Below are 25,868 nucleotides of genomic sequence, written 5' to 3'. Positions count from 1 at the left end.
GATTGCTTTAGAGGCAGCAGTTGGCTTCGGCCAAGGCTGCGTTATCTTTTTTAACAAGTTGATGGAGACAATACTTGCCAGCACCTGCGCAAACCTTGCCTTTTCCTGCAGGGGGCGAGGAAGGCCTTCGACATCATGCTAAGTTCAACCTGAATGCGGCAGGGAAACAGATAGATTCGCTCTATTTGGTCGATTCTGAAGTCACAAGTGGAACTGAAAGGATTTGCCCGCCCAGCTCGCCTCCTTTGGGAGACACTTTGCTACAATTTGGTATCGGTACGGCACACTTAAGCGACAAATTGATCGTATTGATTATGCTCTGCATCACGTCTCACCCGGAGCGCTCTCGACACTCTATGCTGCCTATGCCGCAACTAATCCAGAAGCGCACGGTGGGGTTCCTAGGATCCCGTCAATGATTAAAGTGAAGTCGGGGTTGGCGAAGGCGACGCGACTCTATGATGAACTGGCTAAGAAGGCTGGCCAGATATCGGCTGACGAGAGTTTCAGGTTCACGGCGCGGAGGTTAGGGCAATGCACGAGGCCACACATGTAGTCGTCGTTGACGATCATAATGATATACGGGATCTGGTGCGGGAGTATCTCGAGCATCAAGGTTACAAGGTCAGCGTAGCGGAAGGGGGGGCAACCCTACGACGAATCCTCGCGCGACAGACGGTCGACCTGATCATTCTCGATGTCATGATGCCCGGTGAGGACGGTATCTCGCTATGCCGGGAGGTTCGGGCATCCGGAGATGTTCCTATCATATTTCTGACTGCGATGGCCGAAGATACAGATCGTATCGTCGGTCTCGAGCTTGGCGCGGACGATTACCTGGTTAAGCCATTCAATCCGCGTGAGCTTCTTGCTCGAATTAGAGCCGTCCTCCGTCGTGCTACCAGTTCTACGCCGGTGGGTACAATTCTCAATCGTAGGATAGTGCGCATCGGACATTGGAAACTCGATTTAGGGCGCCAGGAGATCTTCGGTGACGATGGTGTTGGCATTCCTCTCAGTGCAGCGGAATTTCGTCTTCTCAAGGTTTTCATTGAGCGACCTGGGTTAATACTCAGCCGAGAGCAGCTTCTTGATCTGACGGTTGGGAGGACAGCCGACATCTTTGACCGCAGCATTGATAACCAAGTTAGCCGTCTGCGAAAGAAGATTGAGGAGAATGCCAAGAATCCGTCGATCATCAAAACCCATTGGGGCGGTGGTTACAGCCTGTGTACTGAGGTCGTGTTCGAATGATTCGTCTTTGGCGTAAAAGCTTGGCTATACAAATCATCGGGCTGACGCTAGCGGCGTTAATCGTCTCCCAGGCGTTTACCTTCCTTATTTCCATGGATGAGTACACCAAAAAGTTCGATGCAGGGGTAAAAGCTGAATTTATCAGCCGAGCGTCATCAGTGACCCGCTTGGTGGAATCGCTATCGCCGCCATTGAGAGAGCAGGCTCTGCGCGCAAGTGAAGGCAGTTATTTAAGATACTGGTTGACCGACAGCGACCCTGCGGATCCTAATGCCTGGAGATTGGTGGCTCTCTCCCAGCTTTCCCGGCCTTTGGATAGCGCCGTCGATCCAAATGGAACATTAGGATGGGCTGGGTCTCCCCATCCGAAATTACCGAACGTCGACGAAGTGGCCACTGCAAACGCCGATGACCCATGGTGGACGCCAACGCCCTATTTGTGGATGCTGTCACAGCCAACCAAGGTGCTCCAGTTTTCAGGCAGTCTTGGGTATGGGTACAAGGCGCAACTGGGTGACGGGCGTTGGTTGAATGCGGCCTTTTATCAGCACGATAAAGGTAGTTTGTGGACATCTAAGCCTCTGATTTCGCTTGGGCTTACTGCTGTCATGCTCGCTTTGATCAGCATTTTTATAGCAAGCCGTATCGCCCAACCACTACGAAATCTGGCCACAGCCGCTGAAGCTTTAGGGCGAGGGCAAAACCTGCCGCCATTGTTGGAAGAGGGGCCAGAAGAGATCAGGCGCACAGCTCAATCCTTCAATAAGATGCAAAGCCGTCTACATCGTTTCGTAGAGGATCGGACGAAGATGCTTGCAGCGATTGGCCATGATTTACGGACGCCGCTGACCTCGCTTCGGTTAAGAGCCGAATTCGTTAACGACGAAGATATCCAGCGTAAGATGATAGCGACAATTGACGAGCTGCAGTCGATGACGGAAGCCGCGATTTCGTTCGCACGTGGAGAGTCGATTAAAGAGGAAACGCGCACCATTGATCTGGAAGCGCTTGTGGGGAGTATTTGTGACGACCACGCTGATCTGGGACATCCGGTCACCCATGTCGAGAGCGTTAAGATGAAGTACCGTTGTCGACCAGATAGCCTTCGCCGCGCGTTAAGAAATCTGGTCGAGAACGCGGTGCGTTATGGGGGGGAGGCAAAAGTGTCTCTTCGGAAGACTCCTTCCACGGTTGATATCGTCGTTGAAGACCGTGGGCCGGGGATTCCGGACGACATGAAAGAGAAGGTTTTCGCGCCTTTTGTCCGGCTTGAAACGTCGCGAAACAGACAGACCGGAGGCATCGGTCTCGGCCTCTCGATAGTGCGCGCAGTCGCGCGGCAGCACGGGGGAGATATCTCGTTTTTCAATGGCGAAGCCGGTATGCAAGCCATCATCTCGCTTCCTAGAGAAGGCAGTGTAGATGCAGCGCCAGTGAGAAAAGAGCGCATCTGGCGACTTAAAAGAACTTCACGACCCGTGCAAAGCGCTCACTCACCTAAATAGCCTGTTTCTTGTCCTGACACTCCAGTAACCCATGCCCAATGTTGCGAGGCAAACTCATCACATTGTTTATTGTGATTTAGCGTTAGTGGCACAGTTTGCTACAAAATAACCAAAACTACGGCATATCATGGACACAACTATCACCTACCATCCTCGTTGTCGCCGTAGAGCTTAGTTAGCCCGGCACCGTAATCTCTAGCATAGAGCGAGGACAACATGCCGACACTGCCAATGCATCGCTTGAGCAAATTAGCTCCGTACTTTCTCAGCGTTCTGCGAATCTTTGCCGCTGGGTCTTTCCTGACACATGGGACGATGAAGCTTTTCAGCTGGCCCGCCCCTTTCGAGTATCCCCTTAACCCCATGCTTTATACCGCAGGCATCCTGGAGGTAGTGGGCGGGTTGTTGCTATTAATGGGTCTGTTCTCGCGACCAACGGCTTTCTTACTTTCTGGTTTAATGGCATTTGCCTACTTTATCGCGCACAGCTCGAACAGTTTTTTTCCTGTTCTCAACCACGGTGAAGCGGCCATGCTTTATTGCTTCATCTTTCTCTATATTAGTGCCGCAGGCCCAGGCGTTTGGAGCTTTGACGCTTCGCGAGCGCAAAGCCGGGTGGGGTGAGATCGTTGTTTGAAACCATCCCCTGATGCCATCCCTTCATGATAAGTTCCAGCTGAAATGCGGGAGGAAACCTATGAACTCGCTCAAACAGGCTGTCCGGGCTTATACCAGCCGCTACGCCGACAACCGTGGTATGGCGCTAACCCCGGTGCCGGGTTTACGAATGATGTGCCTCAAGGCGCCCTCTGGCGATCTGCATTCGGTTTACAGGCCGCTGATATGCCTGGTACTGCAGGGTGCGAAGCGCTTGATAGTGGGGAATGAGGAACGGGTTTTTTCTAGCGGGAAGTCTGTCCTCGTTAGTGCTGACATGCCGGTCACCGGACGGGTCGTGCAAGCAAGCCAGAGCGAGCCCTATCTGGCGATCGCTGTCGAACTGGAGGTGGCGCTGTTGCGCGAACTCACCGCCCATATCGATACCCCCCGCCCGCCGCGCACTTCAGGGATGCCTACGCTATTCGCCATCGACACCGAAGCCGCACTGCTCGATTGCGCATCACGGCTGATGCACCTATTGGATCGCCCGGAAGCGGCGCCGCTCTTGAGCCCAGGAATCATGCGGGAGCTGCACTATTGGCTCCTGTCTGGGCCTCACAGTAATGCTTTGCGGACGCTGGCAGACCCGGACAGCCATGCAAGCCGTCTTGCCGCCGCCATTACGGTACTCAGAGCTGAGTATCAGTCGCGTGTGCCCATTGAGCGACTTGCGGCAGAAGCGGGAATGAGTAGCACCTCGTTTCACAAGCACTTTAAGCACATGACGTCGCTCACGCCGGGGCAGTACCAGAAGCGACTTCGCCTGATTGAAGCGCGCCGTTTGATGCTCAATGAAGGGTTTTCTGCGAGCAGCGCTGCTTTTGAGGTGGGCTACGAGAGCGTGCCCCAGTTTACCCGTGAATATGGGCGGCTGTTTCAGAAGCCGCCGAAACAGGACGCTTTGCGAGCTCGAAGATCTATTGAACATAGAGTATCGCCGTTAACGGTTACAACAGCGTGATCTTTGCATTCCATTTAATGCGTAAGCGTGTTGGCCAGTATGCCTTTTGCTAAACTTTGGCGCGTCGCAAACAGAAAAATTGAATTCACTCTAACTAGCTATGGATGGTCATGATGGTCACTCTAAGAACGATCTCTCTTGCTTCCCTGCGTGTCATGTTGTGCGCCATTCTCCTGGTGGCGCTGGTGCTCGGTGTTGGATATCAGGCCCGTGCCGCCGAGCCTTCCAATGACGTTAGACAAACGGTGGATCAGCTGCTTCGGTTGGTTGATGAGCGGCTGGCTATTGCACCCGATGTTGCAAAGGCTAAATGGAACTCTGGTGATCCTATTGATGCTCCCGCACGAGAAGCGCAAATTCTAGAGAGGGTCGTGGCTGAAGCCTCGCGGGCGGGTATCAATGAAGCCTTTGCCCAGACGTTTTTCAAACACCAGTTTGAGGCAAGCAAGGTTATCCAGCACCGGCTCCATGAACAATGGAGGCAAACGGAGCAGCCTCCCTTTGCATCCCCGCCAGACCTTGCCGAAGATATTCGCCCCCAACTTGACCAATTGACACCACAACTGATGGCTTCACTTCGCGACTTTCAGGTTGTTGCTGAAAGCGAAGGAGTTAGACAATATCTTGAAAATAATGCCGAAGCCTTGGTGAATGACGGCGTAGGAGGTGCCGTTCGGCAAGAGGCATTACGCCCACTTTACGAAGCCACCGACACTGCCAATGTGGAGGTGCAATAAGCTCAGCGTTGGCAAGAAAGGGGCGTGTATCTACTCGGATAACTGTCATGTGCCTCCCAGCCTGCGGACTTTTATCGACCTGCTGCGAGAGTTGCGAGCTTAGTCTCTATTAGGCCAATCCACACTGAATAAGCGCAGCGAACGTTTTGGCTGCTTCAACGTGTTGTGTCAGGAGCGTTAACGCTGCCTCGTTATTGTCGGTGTATGGTCAGTAACCCCGCTATTAGGCGACTTACCTCTTGTGCTGACTAGGTGGCTTTTGGGGCGGGCTTGGGTATGGCGCTGCCGGCCCTTGCCAGCCCCGCGGTAAAGGCAAGGCATGCGAAGACCAGCACAGCGTAGTCGGGGGTCAGCCGATCCATCAAAAAACCAAAGAGTGGGGCGCCAGCCGTCTGGCCGATCGCGATGGTCAGGAAGCCGATCATCAGACCTGTGGCAGGCCGGTCGGGCAACGCCGTGACGCCCCATACCAGATAGACACCTGTCACCATGATGTAAGCAGCACCGAACAGCATGCCGCCGACGATTGCCAGTAGGGGAGTGGTGGCGCTGGTACCAACCAAAAGAATGCCTGCTGCCAATGCCCCCAGAAAAAACCAATGCACCCGGTCGATCCCGAAGCGCGCCACTAACGTGCCTGCGCCTGCGCCCACAATACCGGCTGCACCGATGGCGATCCAAAGCAGCCCTGCGCCAGCATTGCCCCAGCCAAGCTGCAGCGCGACGAGTTTGCCGCCGAAAGACCAAATAGCAGTGCTGGACGCGCCCATCAGAAAAGCAGCCGCGATCAAGCGCATAACAACGCTGCTAAAGGGTGGAAAGCCACCCGAGGTCTGGGTCGCTTTGGTGCCGCTGGGTACGCTGAGCGCGGCAACTACCGCTATCACAAAAGCCGCCACTGCAAAACACGCGAACGCTAACCGCCATTGACCTCCCATCAGTAACGCGACTGGCCCGGAAAGCACCACACCGGCACTCGTTCCAGCATTAATGATCGTGTTGGTGGCACTTTGCCGACCATGTCGCACGGCGGCAGCCACCGCTGCTGCCATGGGCGGAGAGGCCAGCCCCGTACTTGAGCCTGCCAGCATGACCGCGCTGGCGAGCAATACGGGGGAAGGCGCCATGGCGATGCCTGCCATGCCGACGGTCGCGACCAGCGCCGCCCCGATGGCAACGGCGCGGGCGCCGATCCGTTCGGTCAGGTACGCCGATAAAATGATGGCGACACAGTAGCCCAGAAAAGATCCACCTGAGATAAAGCCACTCAAGGTGGGCGTAAGAGCAAGGTCAGTGTCGATCTGGGGTAGAAAGAGCCCGAAGGCGAAGCGCGCAAAGCCATAGCACACCGCAATCAGGCCAAACCCCGCCGCGCCGAGGTACACGCTGGGGCTCATGATCGTGCCTGCTTGAGCAGTGCTGATGCGGCTTTGTGTGCCGAGGCTATCGCCTCCGGGCTACGGTAAATCGCGGCCGCGGTGGCGCCTTCGTACAGAATAAGGATCTGCTCGGCGAGTTCCGGCATCTCCTGGCCATCGGTTTCTATCGCGACAATATCCTGGATCTTCTCATAAAGCCTTGCCTTGTGAGCCAGCACGGCCTCAGTGATTGCCGGCGTGTCGCCGCCGGTTTCGCCGTAAGCGCGCAGAAAAAGGCATCCTCTTGCGCTCTCGCTCCTTATCCATTCTTCCAGCGCGTCGAAGAGCGCATCAACGCTGTCTACTTCGATGAGCGGCAGGAACCGTCGATGGCGCTCTTTGAGCACATCCGTTATTAGCGCCGTTTTACTACCCGCATGCTTGTAGAGCGTTCGGCTCGACATGCCAGCCGCCTTGGTTAGCTTGTCCATCCCGGTGGCGGTAAAGCCGTGCCGGTCGAATAGCTGCTCTGCTGCTGAAATAAGCTTTGTTTTAGTATCCATGTGAGTAGTGTAAAACGATCACTTTACATGATCAACTCTCACTGAGCTCAAGGGAGGAGGGTGATCCAGCTTCTGGGCACCCTGGCCGTCGCGGTCATTGGTGGGCTGGTCACGTTGATGTTTTTGAGTCTGCTGGTGATTCCCGTTGCCTACAGTGGTGTCGATGATATCTTGAACTGGCTGCACCGCTTGATTCCGAACCGGAGCGAGACAATACCGGTTGGGGGTGATTAACATAGAGTTCTAGCAAGGAAGGCGAATAATGCGATCGGAAAAAGACAAGATGCTAGCAGGAGAGCTCTATAACCCTGCTGATCCGGTATTGCGAAAAGAGCATGAGGAAACAAAGCGCAAGGTTTGGCAATACAATCAAGTGTTGGAAACCGATGCTCAGCGCTTGAAAGCGTTAAAAGATTTATTTGGTTCTACGGGGAAGTGCCTTCATGTAGAGCCAAATATTCGACTGGATTATGGATATAATATCCATGTCGGTGAAAACTTCTTTGCAAACTTCGACTGCACACTGCTGGATGTTTGTGAAATACGATTTGGTGATAACTGCATGCTTGGGCCGAATGTGCAGATTTATACGGCCACGCACCCCTTGGATCCGCGTGAGCGTAATTCGGGCAAAGAGTACGCAAAGCCGATTACGTTTGGAAATAACGTCTGGATTGGTGGCGGTGCCATCATTAACCCAGGCGTTAGTGTAGGTAATAACGTTGTTATCGTGTCGGGGGCCGTCGTTATTAAAGATGTGCCAGATAATGTTGTGGTAGGGGGTAATCCCGCCAACATTATTAAAACCATCGACGTTTAAGGGGTGCGGTTATTTTCTACTTTGCTATTGGTTGAAATGAATAAGCAAGCATAGCCTGTGAAGCATTAGTTGCTGACAGGAGGCCATTCACGATGGCGGATATAGTCGAGGAAGGCCCGCATGGCCGCGCTGGTATGCCGCCTGTTCGGATAATACAGATACCAGCTCGGCAGCTTCTTCTTCCAGTCGCTGAGCAATTCAATAACGCTGCCCTGTTCGAGATCGGCGAGGACATAGTCCTCAAACAGATGAGCGATTCCCGATCCCGCAATCGCCGCCTGGCGTTCGTGGTGCGCTGAACTCAGCGTCAACCGGCCTTGCGGCGTGATCTCCACTTCATCGCCGTCCTTCTCGAATGTCCACGTTACCATGGTGCCGCCGGGGAAACGGCGGCGAATACAGTCATGCTGCAAGAGATCGCGCGGTGAGTCGGGCCGACCACGCTCGCGAAGATAATCGGGCGAGGCCACGATGGCATATCGCAAGGAGGGGCCCAGGGGCATGGCGATCATGTCTTGGGCGAGTTGATTCCCGAAGCGCACGCCAGCGTCGAAGCCCTGCTTCACAATATCGACGATCGCAGCATCACTGACGATCTCAACATTGACATCGGGATACATTTTCATGAATTCAAAGGCCAATGGGCACAGCACATGGTCGGCCGCTGGCCCTGGGGTATTGATCCGCACGCTGCCAGATGGGCGTTCTCGAAGCTGATTGAGATCGTCGATCGCTGTTCTGATGTCATGAAGAGCGGGTCCAAGTCGCTCAAGAAGCTGTTCGCCTGCTTCAGTGGGCGCGACGCTACGTGTCGTTCGGTTCAGCAGCCGAATGCTCAGCGCTTCCTCAAGTGCGCTGATCGACTGGCTAATGGCGGACGATGACACGCCCCTGCCAAGGGCAGCGGCTCTAAAGCCACCGCAGCGCACCACATCTTCAAATATCTCTAAGCTGTCAAGGCGTAGTTGGCTCATTGCAAAGCCCTGCTTAATAAGCTGATCCGTTTTCGTTAGCTTATCCGCATGCCTGTTCTGGGTCATCCTTTAAAAGCGCGTCGCAATGACTCGGTTTTGGTTACCCCTGGTCTTGGCCGGCGCTGAAAACAAGTACTGCAGAGCAATCAGTGACTCGAACAGGGTGGACATATGAGCGGAATAACAGTGAATCGTCGGCAGGTGATGCTGACAGCGGCGTCGGTAGCGGCGGGGGTGATCTTGCCGGCCAGCGGCATAGCCTTTGCACAGCAGGCTTCCACCGCGTCATCTACGGCTCAGGGTATAAATGCGAGTGGCAATGTCGGCTATTATCGTTTTCGCGTCGGCGACATCTCTGCCACCGTGTTGAGCGATGGGCTGATAGGCGGCCCACCGCAGGTTTACGCCAGCGATGCGTCGGAGGCGGAACTTGAGGAGGTGTTGAGGCAAGCCTTCCTGCCGACCGACCACATGACGCTGAATCTCAATACCCTTCTTATTGAAACGAATGGCCGGCGAATTCTTCTCGAAGCTGGTGCCGGGCAGACCATGGGGTCGCTAGGCGGTCGCATCTTCGATAATCTGGCCGCTATCGGTTTACGGCCCGATGATATCGACATTGTGGTTATCTCGCACACGCACCCGGATCATGTCGGCAACCTGCGAACGGCCGATGGTGGCAAGGCATTTCCGCGGGCAACAGTCTTTGCGCCCCGTGCCGATTGGGACTTCTTCATCACTAACGATCCGGATCTTTCCTACATGCCGGTACCCGAGGATTTTCGCCGCCATTTCGCCACAGCCATCCGGCAGAGCCTCACGCCGGTCACCGGCGATATCGAATTGTACGAAGCTGGCACAGCAATCGTTCCTGGCTTGACCACGCTTCCGGCACTGGGCCACACCCCCGGCATGGCGAACTTCCTTGTCCACTCCGGGAAGGATCAGCTACTGCTGACCGCTGATCTTGCCTATCATCCTATCGTCAATATTGATCACTCATGGCTGCCCGGGCCGGATCGTGACAAGGAAACGGCACTCGCCTCGCGCCGCCGGATCTTCGATATGGCCGCGGCAGACAGGCTACCCGTTCTCGGCTTCCACTTTCCCTTCCCGGGCATTGGCCGAATGCTCAAGACCGACAACGGCTATGCCTGGGTTCCGGCCAATTGGCAGTTTTGATCCGGGGTAGCCCGTCAGTCGTAGTGAAGCCGTGCCGTTCAAAATTGACTGAGCATCTCCACCGCTTCATCGAAGTGTCCGTCGCGTTCCGCCCAGCGCAGGAAGTTGACGTTTTCCACCAGTATTTCCTTGGGCGTGGGTTTTTCGTGGAAAAGCGTCATGACTTCGTCGATAAAGTCATCGAGCGGCATATAGCCTTCGCGGGTCGACTGGCCTGGTGTCAGTTCCGTCTGCACGGCGGGAGGTGCCAGTTCGATAAGCTCGACCTTGCCCTTGAGCTGTTCGCGGAGCGAAATCGTATAGGAGTGAATGGCCGCCTTGGTGGCGTTGTAGGTGGGCGTGCCGCTTAACGGCACAAACGCCAACCCGGACGATACGTTCACGATCGTCGCGTCTGGCTGGCTTGTCAGGTGGTCGGTCAGTGCGTTGGTCAGCCGGATAGGCCCAAGCAGATTGGTGACGACCGTTTGTTCGGAATCAATAAGGTCATGGGTACTGGTCAAGTCCTCGCGGCGCATGATGCCCGCATTGTTGATTAGCACGTTGAGGTCGGGGTGCTCAGCGACGACGCGCTCAGCAAAGGCCACAATTGCTCGCGGATCCTCTACATCGACGACCATCGCGTGCATATTCTGGTGACCGGCAATGGTTTCCTCCAGCGTTTCCATGCGCCGTCCAGCGACGATGATGGTGTTGCCCAGCGCGTTAAAGCGTAGAGCAAGCTCACGGCCAATGCCGGAGCCACCGCCGGTGATGAGAATGGTGTTTCCTGATGTTTTCACTGTTATACACTCCGCCTATCATTAGGATTCAATGCCATCAATATCGATAGTCGTGCTGCTCGAACCGCTTCGTTGGTGAGGCCCCTGAACGGCTGCGCTGACCTTTACTTTTTAACAATTCCACGGCGGCAGGGCTTGCCAACCCTTGCGCAAAACTTGCCTGATCCTGCAGGGGCGGGTGAATACCTTCAGCATCTTGCTAACGTTGAGTTGAAAGGCGGGAGAAAATCAGACGAATCCACTCAAATAGGCCACCCGGACGTATGCCAAGCGCAGCTAAACAGGCTGCGCTGTCAGAAAACTATCGAGGCAGCCAGTAACCATGCAGCGATGTCCCTGCGAATAGGCGCTTGTGCCACATGGCACTTGATTACTCGGGTAGTCTGGCAATGACCTTGATTTCAAAATCGAAACCTGCCAGCCATGTCACGCCGACCGCTGTCCAGTTTGGGTAAGGTTTTTCCGGAAACGCACGCGCCTTGGCTTCCAGCCAGATAGGGAATTGGGCCTCCGGGTCAGTATGAAAGCTCGTCACATCGACGATATCGTCAAAGCTTGCGCCCGCTGCTTCCAGTACTCTCTGTAGGTTGTCGAAAGCAAGCTGCACCTGAGCAGCAAAATCTGGCTCGGGCGAGCCGTCCTCACGGCTGCCCACTTGGCCCGAGACAAACAGAAAATCGCCCGAGCGAACAGCGGCGGAATAGGTATTCTGGTCATAAAGTGCCTGGCGGCCGGAGGGGAAAACAGCGTCACGCTTAGCCATGTGAATCTCCATCAGTAGGTCGAAACCGACCCGTTGTTTACGATGAAGTCACTTTAGACCTCCATTTTTGGTAGATAAACGGCGAATTCTGTTCAACATTGTTTGTAGTTTTCAAACAATCAAAGGTGTTTGGCACCCTCATGGATCGTTTTAACGCAATGCAGGCTTTTGCTCGGGTCGTGGAGACGGGCAGCTTTACCAAAGCAGCTGAAACACTTCACATGAGCAAAACCAGCGTGACGCAACTCGTGCAACAATTAGAGGCACGGCTACGGGTAAAGCTGCTCAACCGCACCACGCGCAAGGTGAACGTAACGGCTGACGGCGCCGCCTATTACGAGCGCGTTATAAAGCTATTAGCCGATATGGATGATGCTGAAACCAGCCTGTCCAACGCCTCGGTGTCGCCTCGCGGCCGACTAAGGGTGGACGTGCCCAGCCCTTTCGCGCGCATGATCTTGATACCAGCTTTGCCTGCTTTCCACGCTCAATACCCCGATATTCAAATTGATATGGGGGCGAGTGACCGCATGGTGGATCTGATCGGTGAAAGCGTGGACTGTGTGGTGCGCGGCGGAGAACTCACGGATTTATCGTTAGTGGCGCGCCGCGTAGGCGACCTGAAGATCGGTATTTACGCCGCGCCGAGCTATCTGGAAAGCGCTGGTTTGCCTTTGCACCCGCAAGAACTCTCAGCTCCCCCTCACTACATTGTAGGGTTCCGATGGGCCCGTGCCGGGGCGTCTTCTCCCTACGCCATGTACCGCAACGGAGAGCGCGTTACCGTACAAGGGCGCTATGTGATTTCGGTCGATGACGGTAATGCCGGTCTTGCGGCAGGCATAGCGGGGCTCGGCGTAGTGTGGCTTCCTGACTACATGGTCAGTGAGCAAGTATCTCGCGGGGAGCTGGTTCGCCTATTTGATGGCTGGCATCTCGACCCAATGCCGATGTACGTCGCTTTTCCACCGAATCGGCACGTAAGCGCCAAGCTGCGCGTGTTTATCGATTGGGTTGTGGAGTTGATGGCTCAGCATGCGCCCATGGTTGATCGACGGGGGCAGTAGCGATACAAGTAGCTAGTTCACTAGCGCTTTACTCTGGTAATTCCATGAACGGACACTTATTTTTTTAGCACGGGAGCGTTCGGGGCTTTATGCATAGACGTAATCTGTGGCCGCTCCGCCATGATGCGCCCCAGACGCTCTAGAGCCAGTTCGAGCCGCTCAACCAAGCCTTCCAACAGTACACGGCGGTCAGCGGGCACGTCACCGTAAGCCTCTATTGCCTCTTCCAACTGCTGGCCTGCTTCGCGAATTCCTTGCGGCTGGCACCCGTTGGCGCTCTCTTCAAACCCGCCAGCTAGCGTGTCTAGTAGGTGGCGATGCGCCTCGCGAATTCGCGGGTGCGGTGCATCATCAAGCCGATCACGCAGGCGCAGCGTAGCGGTGCCAACATCCAGCCCGGTCAAGCCAAGAATAAACAGGTGGCGTTGGTCTTCGGGTAGCATGTCGTCATGCTGTGCCAGTTGCAGAAGCCGATCTGCCATGTGGCCGCTGAAGCGGGTTTCGGCATCGCGAATCGAGCGCTGGCTTAGCTCATGGATATCGGTGGAAATCGCATTGATTAAACGCCGCCGCCGAAGTCGGGTGCCCAGCCCCGGCAGCAAGCGAAAGCTCATTACCACGCAGCTTAGCCCAATCACTACGGCCACCACCCGGTTGGCAAAACTGTCGAACGAGAAATCCATGCCGTTGCCGGGCATGGTTAGCAGAATATTGAAGATAGTGAAGGCTAGGCAGTAGCCCATGGTGGCTAGGTTAGTGGCACCTAATAGTCCTAAGAACAGCGGTGTACCAAACAGCATTGCTAGCATCGGAAAACCGTTGGCCTGGGAGAGCAATACATGGCCGAACAGAAAAGCACTAGGAATCGCCGCCAGCATACCTTTATAAAACATCATGGTGATGGCGAGGGGATTGTCACGGCTGGCGAAAAAGGCGGAAAACAGTGTGCCCAGCATCATCGCGATCATGGCGCTCTGCCAGGCGGTGACGATCCAGAAAGTCGCCAGTAGCGAAAATACTAGCCCTGAGCGAATGGCGTTAATACCGGCGGCGAGGTGATCGCGGTGCCAGGCCAGTGGCGATGAGCGCAGTTTATGGCTCTCCGGCGAGGCAATCGCCTCCCGGGCATCGAGCATGATCATGGCGTGGCCGATCGATTCACGTAGCCCCAACCGCAGACGCCGATCGAGAGGGGCTAAGCTGGCCTCTTCCTCGCTTTCATGAACCCGATGGCGTAGCGACTGGAGAGCTTTTCTGGCCTCAATGACCCCTTTGACGTGTTCAGCATCGCGAAAGCCTTTTGCGACCTCGCCCGCGAGTTCGATACTTTGCGGAGCGAGTCGGTCAGCGTGGTCGTGCATCAGTTGGTGCAGCGCCTGCAGGTTGGCGAAAAAGCGCAGCGTGCGGCGGGTTAGTACATGGGCTGCCCGAACTCGGCCGGGGCCTACCGGGCCTTCAAAGCGGGCGGCCTGGCTGTCAGTTTCCAGCAGGGTTAACGGCACGAGGCTGCTGCGCAGGGCTTTCTGCATCGCTGGAATATCGTCGCTGGCTTCTAAGCGCAGGGCGGCATGCTCGAAGGCTTCGTTGATCACGCTGTCGGCCTGAGTGGCAAGGTGGGCGCCCACATGGGATGGCCAGAGCAGCGAGCTGACCAGCATGGCGCAGATGGCGCCCAGCCCCAGTTCGGTAAGGCGCGCCACGGCGATATCGAAGATCCCGGCGGGCGTGCTGCCGCTGGAGATGACCACGATCAGCATGGCGGTTACGGAGGCCATCAGACAGCCGTAGGTGTAGTTATTACGCCACAGCGAGCCCACGTAAGTGCATAGCATAATCCAAGCGGTCAGCACGATAAGCGCAGGCACGCGAGCCTGGGCAAAGAGTGCCATGATCGCGATACCCGCCATGGCGCCAATCAAGGTGCCGACAAGTTGGCAGATGCCTTTTTCTACCACCATGCCGCTCATTGGGCGTATCTGCAGAAACGCTGCCGACATCAGCGCCCAGTAGGGGCGCTCCAAGTCGAACATAAGCGCGATATAGAGCGCGAGCATCATCGCCAGGGTGGTCTTGATCGCAAACTTGACCGCCGTAGCGTTGGGCGTCAGGTAGGTGCTAACAAACGGCGACATGGGTTACTCAGACTGATCGGCAGCGTTTTTAGCAGGGCGGACGCGCACCGTTGCCGTCATGCCGACGCTTAGCAGAGTGTCATCAGGAACGTCTTCTAGTGCAATGCGCACCGGAATACGCTGAGCCAGGCGCACCCAGCTAAAGGTGGGCTCCACTTGCGGTAGCAGCTGCTGGTTAAGGGTTGTGTTGCTATCGGCAATGCCTCGACCAATACCCGCCACTCGGCCCGCCAGATGGGTGTCGCCGTTCATCAGAATCACATCCACCGGATCACCCATGTCGATCGACGTCATTTTGGTCTCTTCGAAATAACCCACGACATAGAAGGAATTATCCGCGATCAGCGCCATTACCGGCGTGCCGCGATTAGCGTAAGTACCAGCGGTAAGATGGACATTGAGGATATGGCCGCTGACCGGCGCGGTTATTTGGGTGCGCGCTAAATCAAGCTGGGCGCTGGCCAGCTCCGCCTGAGCCTGCTGTAAATCAGCGGCGGCAATGCGCGAGTTGATCTGGGCAATCTGCTGGTTTTCTGCGCTAATCGCACGATTATTGCTCAACTGGTTACGTCGATTCTCCTCGGCGCGGCTTAGCTCCAGGGTTGCCTGGCGATGGTCAACTGTGGCCTGGGCGCTGTCCACCGCCGCTTGGTAACGCGTGTTATCGATCTCAAACAGCGTATCACCTTGGGCAACATGGTCGGTGTCCACTACTTCAAGTGTGCGTACCCAGCCAGAGACATCGGGGGCAATCGTCACCACTTCCGCATGAACCCGAGCGTCGCGAGTCCAGGGGGTATAGAGGTAGTAGTGCCATAGCCATGCACCGGCGGCAACGGCAATGGCGACAATAACGAGGGTGAGCAAAATACGGAGCGAAGGGCGCATCGGCGATTCTCTCAAGGGCTGTCTTAAGGGCTTTGAAGCAAAACAGTAAAAATGAACGTGGTGGCAGCGGTGAGGATGACAAATAATGAAATGTCGAACCACGCCTCGTACCAGAGCGCGTACTCGCCGACCACCCAGTGCAGTAGTGAACGAATGGTCAGCGTAGCCACAAAGCCGATCAGCGCGTAGATCAACAGAGGGCTTAAGTAGATGCCACCGACAGCGATTTCGTGAAGACCCATAACATCCTTAAGTGGCCTGGAAGTAACGACAATGGGAGGCGCTAAATGGGGCTAATGACGTGCCAGACATTTATCCCCTGCCAGTGAAAGTGATTCAGCACCAGTATAGAGAGCGAGAGCATAGTTTGCCTTATAACGGCGAACGAGGTGTAGGTTCGTGTGCGGTGGCCCTGGTTGGGTTCATTCCCAGCCCCGCTCGCGGGTGTGCTAAAGTGCAGCTTCGTTGTTTTCCTTTGTTTATCCTCTGAATAGTTGATTGTTGCCCGTGAGAACAGATAGCCGCCTCTCTCGTATGCTGCATGTGCTGCTGCACATCGCGCGGGAATCCCAACCGATTACTTCAGAGCAGATTGGCGCCATGCTGGGCACCAATGCTGCCGTGGTGCGGCGCACTATGGCGGGCCTTCGTAAGGCGGGCTATGTAAAGTCTGAAAAGGGGCACAACGGCGGCTGGCGCATCGCCTGTGATTTGCACAGCGTAACGCTGCTGGATATACACAACGCCGTAGGCGGACCGCGCATTTTCGCCATCGGCACCGACCGTGATAACCCGGACTGCGCGGTAGAGCAGGTGGTTAATGCGGCGCTTTTTGATGCCATGCGCGAAGCGGAAGCGCTGCTCATTGACCGCCTGGGAGCGGTCACGTTGGCCGAGCTTGCTGAACAGTTTGATGATATTGCGACGCGCAAAGGCTACCAACTGCCGACGCCTTAATACTTCAACACCTACCCGATTAACGTTAATCGGCATTCTCAACATTGCCATTGACCTCTGTGCGCTTTTTAATGTATCAATAAAAGATACATGAAATGAGTTTATTCACCATGGGCTTAAAAGGCTGGGTGCACACGGAGGAAGGGCAATGAGTTTTGATGCAGTGATTATCGGTGGCAGCTACGCAGGCATGGCGGCAGGGCTACAGCTAGCCCGAGCAAGGCGGAAAATATTACTGATAGATGCGGGACAACCCCGTAACCGTTTTGCTTCTCACTCCCATGGTTTTTTAACCCAGGATGGTGCACCACCCGCAGAGATAGCAGCAGAGGCCCGTAGCCAACTGATGGAGTACCCAACGGTTGAGTGGCGCACGGGGCGGGTGGAGGCAGTAACGGGGACGGCTGATAATTTCTTGGTGGCGCTGGCCGATGGAAGCACCTATCAGGCACGGCGCATTATTCTGGCCGCGGGTGTTACCGATGAGCTTCCAGGCTTACCGGGGCTCGCCGAGCTGTGGGGTAAACGCGTTTTCCACTGCCCGTACTGCCACGGCTATGAGCTGGGCAAAGAGGGTATCGGTGTGCTGGCAACCTCAGAACTCGCGATGCACCATGGTTTGATGCTGCCCGACTGGGGCGCAACCATGCTGTTTGTTAACGATGCCTTTGAACCCACTGCTGAGCAACTGGCTCAGCTTAAGGCGCGCGGTACTCATATCGAATATGGCGCAGCGGCACGGCTAGTCTCCCAAACAGAGATTGGCGTTGAGCTGGTAATGCAGGATGGTCGGGTGTTTCCATTGGTGGGCTTATTTGTCGCGCCGCGCATTCACCTTAGCCCGTTAGCAGCTCAATTGGGATGCGAGCTAGAGGAGTCTCCCATGGGCTGCATTGTTAAAACCGATGCAATGCAGGCCACTTCAATCCCCGGTGTTTTCGCCTGCGGTGATGTAGCCCGCGCCGCAGGGTCGGTCACCTTTGCCGTGGCTGATGGCGCCATGGCCGGGCTTTCTACACACCGGTCGCTGATGTTTGGGTGTTAAGCAAAAGACTGATCTATGTAGAGCCGCCAAGGGGCATGAAGAGTGCCACTTGGCGTGCACTAACTGATCTAGCGCTTCATGCGCATGACGATGATTAGCTGTGTTGCTGCACCTGCAGCGGCAATAACCCCCGCGCCAATGGCTAATGTCGAAACGGGAAGGTGGAAAGCCAGCAAAACGCCCCCGAACGCCGCGCCTATCGCACTGCCTAAATAGAGCGCTGATTCATTGAGTGCGACCGCCAGGTTACCGTCGCCGTGGGCTTGGCGTGCACGAACGAGTTCATTGTTTTGTGGCACTTGAAGCGCCCAGCCCACAGCACCCCAAAGCGCAATTGGAAGTAACGTCAGCAGTGGGTGAACCGACGCCGTGAAAGGTAGAGCAATGAGCGCCAAAAAGAGCAGCAACATAATCGCCAGGGTAATCACAGGGCCGATAAACCTGTCCACCAGAGGCCCAATCAGAAAACTGCCCACGACGCCGCCAATCCCCCACACCCATAAATAGCCGGTAATTGACTGAACAGCACCTGACTCGGTGGCCGCCATAAACGGGGCAATAAAGGTATACATCCCCAAACTGGCCACAGCGCCCAATAAGGAAACCGCCAGAATGGCCATGGCATGAGGGCTTCGCAAAATAGCGAGCTTGCGAACAAGTGAAAGCGTTGGTGCGGATGGAAGAGCAGGTAGTTTTACCTGTAGCCCCGCGTAGGCGATTAACCCAAGTGCTGAAATAAGCCACATCGCTGACTCCCAACCTAAACGCTCTGCTAGCAACAGGCTGATAGGCACCCCCAGTACCGTGCCGCTCGCCATACCGCCCATAATGATGGCAATCGCTTTACCGCGGTGGGCCTCAGCCGTTATGGCGGCTGAGGCGGCAATGCCCATGGCAAGGTAAACCCCTGCGCCAACGCCAGCGACCGCCCGCCATATCGAGAGTGATATAAAACTGTTGGCTAGTGCGCTGGCGATATTTGCCACAATAAAAACGGCTAACGCTAGTAGTAAACCCAGGCGTTGGTGCTTGCCAGGTAGTAGCGCAACGACGACAGGCGAGCCTAAGCCATAGGCTAAGGTGAATACCGTGACTAACTGAGCAGCCGTGGCCGCAGAGACACTAAAGGCGTCTTCGATGAGGGGAATTAGCCCCGCAGTCACATAAGAGGCCATCCCAAGTGCAAACGCACCCAGTGCCACGAGATATACCGATAGACGAGATTGGTCAGCCATAACGCACTCCAGGCATAAGCATTAGAAAAGAATCCGCCAGCGCTGTTTTGCCAGCGAAGAGCTATTCTGGAGAGGCTTTAAAGGGGGTACAATTTAACTATTTATGCTATTACTAAAAGTGATAAGTTATTCAAGGTAATAAAATGACCGCTCCACGGACGCTGACTCGAACGCGGGAAGACCTAGCTGAGTTTCTACGCATGCACCGAGAGAAAATCGCACCAGAAGAGGTGGGGCTTCCTCGTGGCCGCCGAAGGCGTACGCCGGGGTTAAGGCGTGAAGAAGTCGCCGCTTTAGCAGGCGTGGGGCTGACTTGGTATACTTGGTTGGAGCAGGGTCGCGATATCAGCGTATCGGCCACTTTTCTGGACAATCTATCCAAAGCGCTCAAGCTGGATGCGGCTGAGCGCCGACATCTATTCTTGCTTACCCATCAGCGCTTACCCTCTGAGCTAGGCAAAACCTGGTGCAGCGTGCCGCCGCTGGTTCAAAGGTTGATGGACGACCTGCCTACGCGACCTGCGTATATCCTGAACTTGCGCTGGGATGTGCTGGCGTGGAACAGCGCGGCCAATAAGCTGTTCAACTTCTCTTGCCATGCACCAGAGCGTCGCAACATGCTGTGGTTGTTATTTACCGACCCTGCCATGCGTCAGCGCTTGTCACCCTGGGAAACGCAGGTCAGCCAAATGCTATCCAGTTTTCGCCGCGACTTTGCCCGAGCGGCGCAAGACCCCACCATTGATGAGCTTGTCGAAGAGTTAACCAAGGTCTCGCCTGAGTTTAAGCAGTTGTGGAAAACCCAGGAGGTCAACGCCCCTTGCCAGGGAGTACGTCATCTTCACCTTGAGGAGTTAGGCGAGGTAGCGTTCGAGCACACGACGTTAACCGTTGATGAAGAGCGCCACCTACGGTTGGTTTATTATGCCGTAAAGGAGGCGGATCCTCAGGTCGCTGCTTTTACCCGCTGGGTGAGTGACGACAAAGGCGCGAGGTAACGGTGGAAGTTAAGCGAACGTGGCCACAACGTCGTCTATGAAATGACGTAGTTTCGGCGTCATGCGTTGATCGGCGGCGTAGAGCAGGTGCATTGGTCTTGATGGCCCAGCATAGTCTGGCAAGATGCGCACCAGCCGCCCAGTGGATAACGCCTCCGTCAATGCAGCTTCGTAGCCCAATGTAATGCCGAATCCTTCCAATGCTGCGCGAAGCAGCCCCTTCCAGTCGTTGATTTGTAGCCGCCCGTTCACGGAAGCGTCGAAATTGCAGTTGTCGCGACTGAAGCGCCACTGCCTGCCCAAGGTGCCGAACCAATAGGCGAACCCCAGACACTCATGCTCAACCAGATCCGCAGGCGTCTCCGGCTCTCCATGCTTCGCTAAGTAGGCAGGCGAGGCGCAGGCGATGAGCTGGTAGGGGGCAAGCGGACGTGCCACCAATGTGGTGCTGTCGCTGATGGGCCCGAGGCGAATGACAGCTTCGTAACCTTCCTCGATAGGATCGACCAGACGATCCGACAAGGTGAGGTCGACCTCCACCTCTGGGTACTTACGAAGGTAGCGGGTGACAAGAGGCACCAGGCTTTGACTGCCAAATGTGACGGGCGCGTTGATTCTGAGGCGACCCCGTGGAACGGCCCGGGCCTGTTCCGTCAGCGCTTCGGCCGCCTCGACTTCTGCAAGGATAACCTGACATCGTTCGTGATAGAGATGTCCGATCTCGGTCAGGCTCTGTTTGCGCGTGGTGCGGTGCAAGAGCCGCGACCCAAGCAGCTGCTCCAGGGCCATGATGTGTTTGGAAACCATCTGCGTCGATAGGCCGAATTCTGCGGCGGTGGCTGTGAAAGAGCCAAGATCGGCAACCCTCACAAAAATAGCCATGCTCGTTAACCGATCCAGCATTATCAACTCTCAGTGGATTATTAAGTCAATAAAGACCTGTTTATCACGTTTGAGTAACGCAATAAAGTACTGCTTATCTTAAAACGGTCGGGAGAAAGACATGCGGATTGGGGTTATTGGTGCGGGCTTTATCGGACAAGCCTTTGCACGCCAGGTGATTGCGGCAGGCCATGACGTCATGATCAGCAACTCGCGGGGGCCGCAGACACTCAGCAGCATTCCGCCGAAAATTGGAGCACAGATTGGCAGCCTGCATGAAGCCATAGGCTTCGGCGAAATTATACTGATCGCCATTCCTTTTCATCAATATGCCACTCTTCCGGTTGAGCCACTGCGTGACAAGATAGTGCTGGACGCCAATAACTACTATCCAGATCGAGATGGATCGATCCCCGAACTGGATGAGCGCAGGGCGACGACGAGTGGACTGCTGGCGCAGCATTTGACAGGCTCCCGTCTCGTGAAGGCATTCAACGCGATTCTGGCCTCCGATCTGGAGAAGGGTGGGCAGACGCTGCCTTCGGGAAACCGGCGCGCCCTACCGATAGCGGGAGATGACGATGCGGCTAAGGAGAGCGTCGCAAGGTTGGTGCGACAGTTCGGCTTCGACGTTGTCGATGCTGGGTCGCTGGCGGAAAGCTGGCGTTTTGAGCGCGCCAAACCAGCTTACTGTATACCGTTTGATCGGGAAGGGGTGCGTCAGGCGCTCGATGAGGCTCAACGCGACATTGATATGCCGGAAGGGTCATGGCGTCGGTGAAAGACAAATAATGAGAAAATTGGCTGTGTATTGACATCCAAAGGCTGGAGGTGAAGCAGGCGGCTGATCTGGCTCAGGACACCTTCCTTTAGCAAACTTCATGAGCCGCGTAGCGTTCTGACCACCATTGCCCGCCGGGTGTGGGTGGACTATGGCAGGAGAGATGATTCTGAGGTTTAAGAGGGAAGAATTGGCCTACTCAAAAGCGCCAAGTAGCACCCAGCAAAGGACCGCTCATCGATATATCGATGCGTGTACCCGATTCGTCTCTATCCACTGCCAAATGGCGATAGCCTGCTGATAGGTGGAGCGCCTTATTGATTTGGTAATTAGCGGTAGCCACTACCTGCCAGGTGCTATCAGAACTAACTCCGAAGCCACCAATATCGGCATGCACTAATGTTGACCACTGGGGGCTCCAGGTGGAACGCAGTCGAGCGGCTAAAATCGGGTCGAGCCAACGTTCGGTCTCGCTTGCACCAACTCCCAGCGCGGGCACATCCACTTCCGCCTCGATCCGCCAAGCGCGAGCGCCCGCCAGTAAATCTAAGTATTGGCTCGAAGTATTGACCACTTGATAACCTGCTGCTGCAGTTAAAGAGCGTTGGCGCAGCTTGCCCTCTATAGCAACGCCAGGAAGCAGCGTGCTCTCGTGGCTAAGCGATGCCCAGGTAATGTCACCAAACAGCACTAGGCGGTCGCGGCGTGCGCTGCCAGCCATGAAAAAGGCACCATCAAGATCATCAAGTACATTGTTAAATGAGCGCGATGTACTAATGGTAGGAGCAGTCGCCAGTGGACGCACATCGCCAGCTAAACCCGTCATCCAGACATAAGGGGTAAGCTGGAAACGCCAAGCATCCTCTTGGGCATTGGCATTCGTTGCAAAGCCTATCGCTAAGATGCTGAAGGCAGTGATAAATGGGCGTAATTTGGCTATCACAGAAATCCTTATACATTGTCTTTATAGATGCGTCCGCCCTTCATGATCAGTCGCAGATTGCGTTCAGGGTCATGAAGGAAATCAAGATTCTTACTAGGGTCACCGTTTACTAAAAGTAGATCGGCCATCGCGCCCGGCTCTATTTTACCGAGCGTGCCAGGGTAGGGGTTGCGTGATCCTGATAGTGAAAGAAGCTCACCATTGCGGCCAGTCGCCATGGCCAACACGGTAAGTGGGTCATAAAAGCGAGTCAGCTTGACTAATTGACGCAGCTGGTTGGGGGTATTTTGCGGGGTAAATAAAATATCAGTGCCCCAGGCTGTCTTGATATCAAAACGTTGGGCTAGCTCGTAGGCCTGCACGGTGCCTTCGGCTACTTGTTGTTGTGCTTCGCGGCGAGCGGCATCGGGATAAACATTTGCATCTTCATCTTGCAAGAAAGGCTGAAGGCTCCACCATGCGCCTTCCCCTGCCATCATCCTTACGGTTTCTTCATCGGCGAGCTGCCCGTGTTCGATGGATTTAGCGCCTGCCCTTAATGCACGCTGAATACCTCGGGAGGTATAAACATGCACCATGACATAGGTACCCCAGTCTTCTGCTGCATCCACCGCTGCGCGCAGCTCGCGCTCGCTGAATTGGGTGCTATCCAATGGGTCATAGGTAGACGCCACGCCGCCACCTGCCATCAATTTGATCTGTGAAGCTCCTAGCATGAGTTGTTCACGGGTACGTCGTAATACTTCTGCTTCCCCATCGGCAATGACGGCTACGCCTTGGCGTTCCTGTTCACTAAGCGGTGCGTTGTTGGCCCGTGGGATTTCGTAGCGCATTCGAAAATCACCATGGCCGGAGGTTTGGGAGATCATGGCTCCTGCTGGAAGTATGCGCGGTCCAGCCACAATTCCTTCATCAATAGCACGCTTCAGTGCAAAGGATGGCCCGCCCGCATCTCGCACTGAAGTAACGCCACGCATCAGCGTTCTCTCTGCTTCCTGAGCCGCCACTAGATGGATATAGCCTAGATCGGCGGTCATGGCGTCTACTTGGCTAATAGCCGCCAGCGTCGTGTGCCAATGGGCATCAATCAAGCCTGGCATTAATACGCTACCACCACAGTCGATGATTTCTGCGCCTTCAGGTGCGGCATCACCAGGCAAAATAGCCTGGATACGCTGCTCTTCAATACGTACTGAAACGTTGTCGCGTAACGCCGCGCCGCTGCCGTCGAATAGCCTTAGATTGGTCAATAATAGTGGGCCATCAGCCCGTTTAGGTTGAGCACTTATGGCGGTGGGTGCGCGCAGACCAGAGAAAAGTGCCATTACTGCAGCGGCTCCTCCCATGAATTGGCGGCGGGTAATATCTGCCATCACACGCTCATGAAAGCGTTGTAGTAACGGTGAACCGCAACAGCAAGCCCCGTGTGAGTGATTTAGTGGCGACTGCAATAAAGAGTGGGCGGCGGCGGGAGGCATAGGCGGCACCTTATCTCAGTAGCGATGTGGTAAGTGACATCTGGAGCGACGTTGAATAGCCTTGCATATAAGTAAATTAGAATGAGGGAGTGAATCGCGCAAGCTGTAATCAGTGATTGGATAAGCTTCCATGCAGTTGCCCCTGTAACTGTTCTGCTAAAAACTCCATAAACAGTCGGGTACGCTGTGAAAGCGTGGTTTGGCGGTAGTACACGGCGTTCACAGTTTGGGTCTGCAGTTCAATAAGAGCGGGCTGTACGTCCACTTTTCAGCGGCAGCTATCGAGGGACAATAGTGTGGTTAAAGAAAATAATAATGATTTGTATTAACTGGCAGCTGTTACTAGAATATCCCTCCGTTTGCTGATCGTTTGGGAGGGGGGATGCCGGTTTCAGCTGAGAATACGCCATTGGCCGAGATGTATAATGCACATCATGGCTGGTTGCAGCGTTGGCTGCAGCGCAAAACGGGCTGTAGCTGGCAGGCGGCTGATCTGGCTCAGGATACCTTTCTGCGCATTCTCACCTCTCCGAGTAACGCCGACCAAATTAGCAAACTCCATGAACCGCGTAACTTTCTGACCACCATTGCTCGCCGGGTGTGGGTGGATTTTGTGCGTCGGGATGCCTTGGAAAAAGCCTGGTTGGAAGCCTTAAAGCATCAACCTGAGCCGGTGGTCGTCTCGCCGGAAGAGCAGGCCTTGATTCTGGAAACCCTGTTTCAGATCGATGAAATGTTGGAAGGGTTAGGCAACAAGGTAAGCCAGGCGTTTTTGCTCTGCCATTTGGAGGGTCTGCGTTATGCTGAGATCGCCGAACGTTTGGGGGTATCCGTCAGCTCGGTGAAAAAGTACATGGCCAAAGCCACTGAACATTGCTTGCTGCTGATGTTTGAAGAACCACTATGAGCGATACCCAGGCAACCCGCAAAGATACCCTCAGAGCTGCGGCCCGCTGGTACGCACTGTTGTGCTCGGAAGATGTTACTGCACAGCAAAAACACGCACATGCGGCTTGGTTAGCGGAGGATCCGGCCCACATTCAGGCTTGGCAACAGGTAGAAAAACTGCGTCAGCAATTGCAGGTGATTCCTGGTACTCCTTCGCTCAATGCGTTGCAGATCAAACAACGTCAGAGTCATAGCCGACGAGCAGTGCTGCGCGGCTTTGCTTTATTGGCAGCAGGAAGCGCGCTGGGCTCGTTGGCCTGGCAACAGGCGCCAGTAGAAAGCTGGATGGCCAGCCACCGCACCGCACGGGGAGAACGCCGTGAATATACCCTGGCCGACGGTACGCAATTGGTACTTAACACGGCCACCGCGCTGGATGTAGTGGAAACCTCGACCACGCGGTTGATTCGCCTCTATGAAGGCGAAATCTTTATTCGCACGGGCCAAGGGGCGAAAGGCGTTGCCGCCGCTAAAGCGCTGCAGGTGCATACCGAGCAAGGCACTGTTGTGCCGTTGGGCACCGTGTTTACCGTGCGCAAGCAGGGCACGTCTACCCAAGTCACCGTGCTGGAGGATGAGGTCGAGTTGATTCCGCAGTTGGCTGGTGGCAAGACCCAGCGCCTTGTTGCTGGAGAGCAGGCGCAGATGAGCTCACGCTCTGTAGAGGTTGCCACCGCCACCGCCCAGGCGGATAGCTGGACACGCGGTCTGCTGGTAGCGGTGGACTGGCCGTTGAGCCGTTTGGTAGCAGAGTTGAGCCGTTACCGTACAGGCGTGCTGCGTTGTGATCCCGCCATTGCCGGGCTGAGGGTATCAGGCGCTTTCCCTATTGATGATACCGACCGGGCGCTGCAAGCCATTGCCAATGCGCTGCCGGTTAGCGTCGACCGACTGACCCAATATTGGGTAACTCTCAAATCTAGCGAATAAAAAGTTGGATTATTTATTGTCCCTT

General features: G+C 55.3%; 27 protein-coding genes. 15 read left to right on the top strand and 12 right to left on the bottom strand.

Annotated elements, in window-relative coordinates:
- Positions 1-534: 534 nt before the first annotated feature.
- The 5 genes from HALA3H3_RS02760 (at position 535) to aroQ (ending at position 5,117) form a co-directional block, all read left to right on the top strand.
- A complete protein-coding gene (locus HALA3H3_RS02760) occupies positions 535-1,254 on the top strand; it encodes a response regulator (protein ID WP_022519651.1) in 720 nt (239 codons plus the stop codon).
- 20 nt (positions 1,255-1,274) lie between these two features.
- A complete protein-coding gene (locus HALA3H3_RS02755; protein WP_238326062.1) occupies positions 1,275-2,759 on the top strand; it encodes an ATP-binding protein in 1,485 nt (494 codons plus the stop codon).
- A 216-nt stretch (positions 2,760-2,975) separates the two neighbouring features.
- Positions 2,976-3,383 carry a DoxX family protein gene (locus HALA3H3_RS02750; protein WP_022519649.1) on the top strand — a complete coding sequence of 136 codons (408 nt, stop codon included), beginning with the start codon at positions 2,976-2,978 and terminating at the stop codon, positions 3,381-3,383.
- A gap of 73 nt (positions 3,384-3,456) precedes the next feature.
- On the top strand, positions 3,457-4,380 hold the full coding sequence (locus HALA3H3_RS02745) for an AraC family transcriptional regulator (RefSeq protein WP_022519648.1): 924 nt from the start codon (positions 3,457-3,459) through the stop codon (positions 4,378-4,380).
- A 104-nt stretch (positions 4,381-4,484) separates the two neighbouring features.
- Positions 4,485-5,117 (top strand): gamma subclass chorismate mutase AroQ, encoded by a 633-nt coding sequence (gene aroQ / locus HALA3H3_RS02740; protein ID WP_238326061.1) that lies wholly within the window; start codon positions 4,485-4,487, stop codon positions 5,115-5,117.
- A 248-nt stretch (positions 5,118-5,365) separates the two neighbouring features.
- On the opposite strand, the gene HALA3H3_RS02735 is transcribed toward aroQ, so the two are convergent.
- Together HALA3H3_RS02735 and HALA3H3_RS02730 are read right to left on the bottom strand one after the other, a co-directional pair.
- Positions 5,366-6,514, bottom strand: a complete 1,149-nt coding sequence (locus HALA3H3_RS02735; RefSeq protein WP_022519646.1) for an MFS transporter — start codon at positions 6,512-6,514, stop codon at positions 5,366-5,368.
- Entirely contained in the window at positions 6,511-7,038 is a 528-nt protein-coding gene (locus tag HALA3H3_RS02730) for a TetR/AcrR family transcriptional regulator (protein ID WP_022519645.1), read from the bottom strand. Before HALA3H3_RS02730 ends, HALA3H3_RS02735 begins: the two co-directional genes overlap by 4 nt.
- 60 nt (positions 7,039-7,098) lie before the next feature.
- Between HALA3H3_RS02730 and HALA3H3_RS26895 the strand changes: the two genes are divergently transcribed.
- Entirely contained in the window at positions 7,099-7,272 is a 174-nt protein-coding gene (locus HALA3H3_RS26895) for a hypothetical protein (protein WP_022519644.1), read from the top strand.
- 28 nt (positions 7,273-7,300) lie between these two features.
- Positions 7,301-7,858 (top strand): sugar O-acetyltransferase, encoded by a 558-nt coding sequence (locus HALA3H3_RS02725; protein WP_022519643.1) that lies wholly within the window; start codon positions 7,301-7,303, stop codon positions 7,856-7,858.
- A 65-nt stretch (positions 7,859-7,923) separates the two neighbouring features.
- On the opposite strand, the gene HALA3H3_RS02720 is transcribed toward HALA3H3_RS02725, so the two are convergent.
- The gene (locus tag HALA3H3_RS02720) at positions 7,924-8,832 is read right to left on the bottom strand and encodes a LysR family transcriptional regulator (protein ID WP_089691604.1); all 909 of its coding nucleotides are present in this window, start codon (positions 8,830-8,832) and stop codon (positions 7,924-7,926) included.
- Positions 8,833-9,003: 171 nt separating this feature from the next.
- On the opposite strand from HALA3H3_RS02720, the gene HALA3H3_RS02715 reads away from it, so the two are divergent.
- Entirely contained in the window at positions 9,004-10,014 is a 1,011-nt protein-coding gene (locus HALA3H3_RS02715; RefSeq protein ID WP_022519641.1) for an MBL fold metallo-hydrolase, read from the top strand.
- A gap of 38 nt (positions 10,015-10,052) precedes the next feature.
- Here the strand turns inward: HALA3H3_RS02715 and HALA3H3_RS02710 are convergent, their stop codons facing one another.
- Together HALA3H3_RS02710 and HALA3H3_RS02705 are read right to left on the bottom strand one after the other, a co-directional pair.
- Positions 10,053-10,796 carry an SDR family oxidoreductase gene (locus HALA3H3_RS02710; RefSeq protein WP_022519640.1) on the bottom strand — a complete coding sequence of 248 codons (744 nt, stop codon included), beginning with the start codon at positions 10,794-10,796 and terminating at the stop codon, positions 10,053-10,055.
- Between the two features lie 370 nt (positions 10,797-11,166).
- Positions 11,167-11,559 carry a RidA family protein gene (locus HALA3H3_RS02705; protein ID WP_022519639.1) on the bottom strand — a complete coding sequence of 131 codons (393 nt, stop codon included), beginning with the start codon at positions 11,557-11,559 and terminating at the stop codon, positions 11,167-11,169.
- Positions 11,560-11,699: 140 nt separating this feature from the next.
- On the opposite strand from HALA3H3_RS02705, the gene HALA3H3_RS02700 reads away from it, so the two are divergent.
- The gene (locus HALA3H3_RS02700; RefSeq protein WP_022519638.1) at positions 11,700-12,626 is read left to right on the top strand and encodes a LysR family transcriptional regulator; all 927 of its coding nucleotides are present in this window, start codon (positions 11,700-11,702) and stop codon (positions 12,624-12,626) included.
- 56 nt (positions 12,627-12,682) lie between these two features.
- Here the strand turns inward: HALA3H3_RS02700 and HALA3H3_RS02695 are convergent, their stop codons facing one another.
- Genes HALA3H3_RS02695 through HALA3H3_RS02685 form a run of 3 tightly spaced genes read right to left on the bottom strand, consistent with a single transcriptional unit; the run spans position 12,683 to position 15,888 of the window.
- A complete protein-coding gene (locus HALA3H3_RS02695) occupies positions 12,683-14,758 on the bottom strand; it encodes an FUSC family protein (protein WP_022519637.1) in 2,076 nt (691 codons plus the stop codon).
- 3 nt (positions 14,759-14,761) lie between these two features.
- The gene (locus HALA3H3_RS02690) at positions 14,762-15,646 is read right to left on the bottom strand and encodes an efflux RND transporter periplasmic adaptor subunit (protein WP_022519636.1); all 885 of its coding nucleotides are present in this window, start codon (positions 15,644-15,646) and stop codon (positions 14,762-14,764) included.
- A 23-nt stretch (positions 15,647-15,669) separates the two neighbouring features.
- Positions 15,670-15,888 carry a DUF1656 domain-containing protein gene (locus HALA3H3_RS02685; protein ID WP_022519635.1) on the bottom strand — a complete coding sequence of 73 codons (219 nt, stop codon included), beginning with the start codon at positions 15,886-15,888 and terminating at the stop codon, positions 15,670-15,672.
- A 265-nt stretch (positions 15,889-16,153) separates the two neighbouring features.
- Between HALA3H3_RS02685 and HALA3H3_RS02680 the strand changes: the two genes are divergently transcribed.
- Together HALA3H3_RS02680 and HALA3H3_RS02675 are read left to right on the top strand one after the other, a co-directional pair.
- A complete protein-coding gene (locus HALA3H3_RS02680; protein WP_053856872.1) occupies positions 16,154-16,603 on the top strand; it encodes an Rrf2 family transcriptional regulator in 450 nt (149 codons plus the stop codon).
- Positions 16,604-16,751: 148 nt separating this feature from the next.
- Positions 16,752-17,648: an NAD(P)/FAD-dependent oxidoreductase gene (locus HALA3H3_RS02675; RefSeq protein ID WP_022519633.1), complete on the top strand. Its 897-nt coding sequence runs from the start codon at positions 16,752-16,754 to the stop codon at positions 17,646-17,648.
- Between the two features lie 68 nt (positions 17,649-17,716).
- On the opposite strand, the gene HALA3H3_RS02670 is transcribed toward HALA3H3_RS02675, so the two are convergent.
- Complete coding sequence (locus HALA3H3_RS02670) at positions 17,717-18,883, bottom strand: MFS transporter (protein ID WP_022519632.1); 1,167 nt, start codon at positions 18,881-18,883, stop codon at positions 17,717-17,719.
- A gap of 143 nt (positions 18,884-19,026) precedes the next feature.
- On the opposite strand from HALA3H3_RS02670, the gene HALA3H3_RS02665 reads away from it, so the two are divergent.
- Positions 19,027-19,881: a helix-turn-helix transcriptional regulator gene (locus tag HALA3H3_RS02665; protein WP_009286867.1), complete on the top strand. Its 855-nt coding sequence runs from the start codon at positions 19,027-19,029 to the stop codon at positions 19,879-19,881.
- A 9-nt stretch (positions 19,882-19,890) separates the two neighbouring features.
- Here the strand turns inward: HALA3H3_RS02665 and HALA3H3_RS02660 are convergent, their stop codons facing one another.
- Positions 19,891-20,784, bottom strand: coding sequence for a LysR family transcriptional regulator (locus HALA3H3_RS02660; RefSeq protein WP_022519631.1), 894 nt, complete (start codon positions 20,782-20,784; stop codon positions 19,891-19,893).
- Between the two features lie 100 nt (positions 20,785-20,884).
- Between HALA3H3_RS02660 and HALA3H3_RS02655 the strand changes: the two genes are divergently transcribed.
- Positions 20,885-21,544 (top strand): NADPH-dependent F420 reductase, encoded by a 660-nt coding sequence (locus tag HALA3H3_RS02655; protein WP_022519630.1) that lies wholly within the window; start codon positions 20,885-20,887, stop codon positions 21,542-21,544.
- A gap of 199 nt (positions 21,545-21,743) precedes the next feature.
- Here HALA3H3_RS02655 and HALA3H3_RS02650 read toward each other — a convergent pair whose 3' ends face one another.
- Entirely contained in the window at positions 21,744-22,487 is a 744-nt protein-coding gene (locus HALA3H3_RS02650; protein ID WP_022519629.1) for a hypothetical protein, read from the bottom strand.
- 8 nt (positions 22,488-22,495) lie between these two features.
- On the bottom strand, positions 22,496-23,860 hold the full coding sequence (locus HALA3H3_RS02645) for a metal-dependent hydrolase family protein (protein ID WP_235270469.1): 1,365 nt from the start codon (positions 23,858-23,860) through the stop codon (positions 22,496-22,498).
- 487 nt (positions 23,861-24,347) lie between these two features.
- Between HALA3H3_RS02645 and HALA3H3_RS02640 the strand changes: the two genes are divergently transcribed.
- Complete coding sequence (locus HALA3H3_RS02640; protein WP_022519626.1) at positions 24,348-24,872, top strand: sigma-70 family RNA polymerase sigma factor; 525 nt, start codon at positions 24,348-24,350, stop codon at positions 24,870-24,872.
- The gene (locus HALA3H3_RS02635; protein ID WP_022519625.1) at positions 24,869-25,843 is read left to right on the top strand and encodes a FecR domain-containing protein; all 975 of its coding nucleotides are present in this window, start codon (positions 24,869-24,871) and stop codon (positions 25,841-25,843) included. The genes HALA3H3_RS02640 and HALA3H3_RS02635 overlap by 4 nt, the downstream gene beginning before the upstream one ends.
- Positions 25,844-25,868 lie beyond the last annotated feature (25 nt).

Origin of the sequence: Halomonas sp. A3H3 (assembly GCF_000982975.1) — a bacterium.
Taxonomy (GTDB): domain Bacteria; phylum Pseudomonadota; class Gammaproteobacteria; order Pseudomonadales; family Halomonadaceae; genus Vreelandella; species Vreelandella titanicae.
This window is presented reverse-complemented; position numbering and strand designations above follow the sequence as displayed.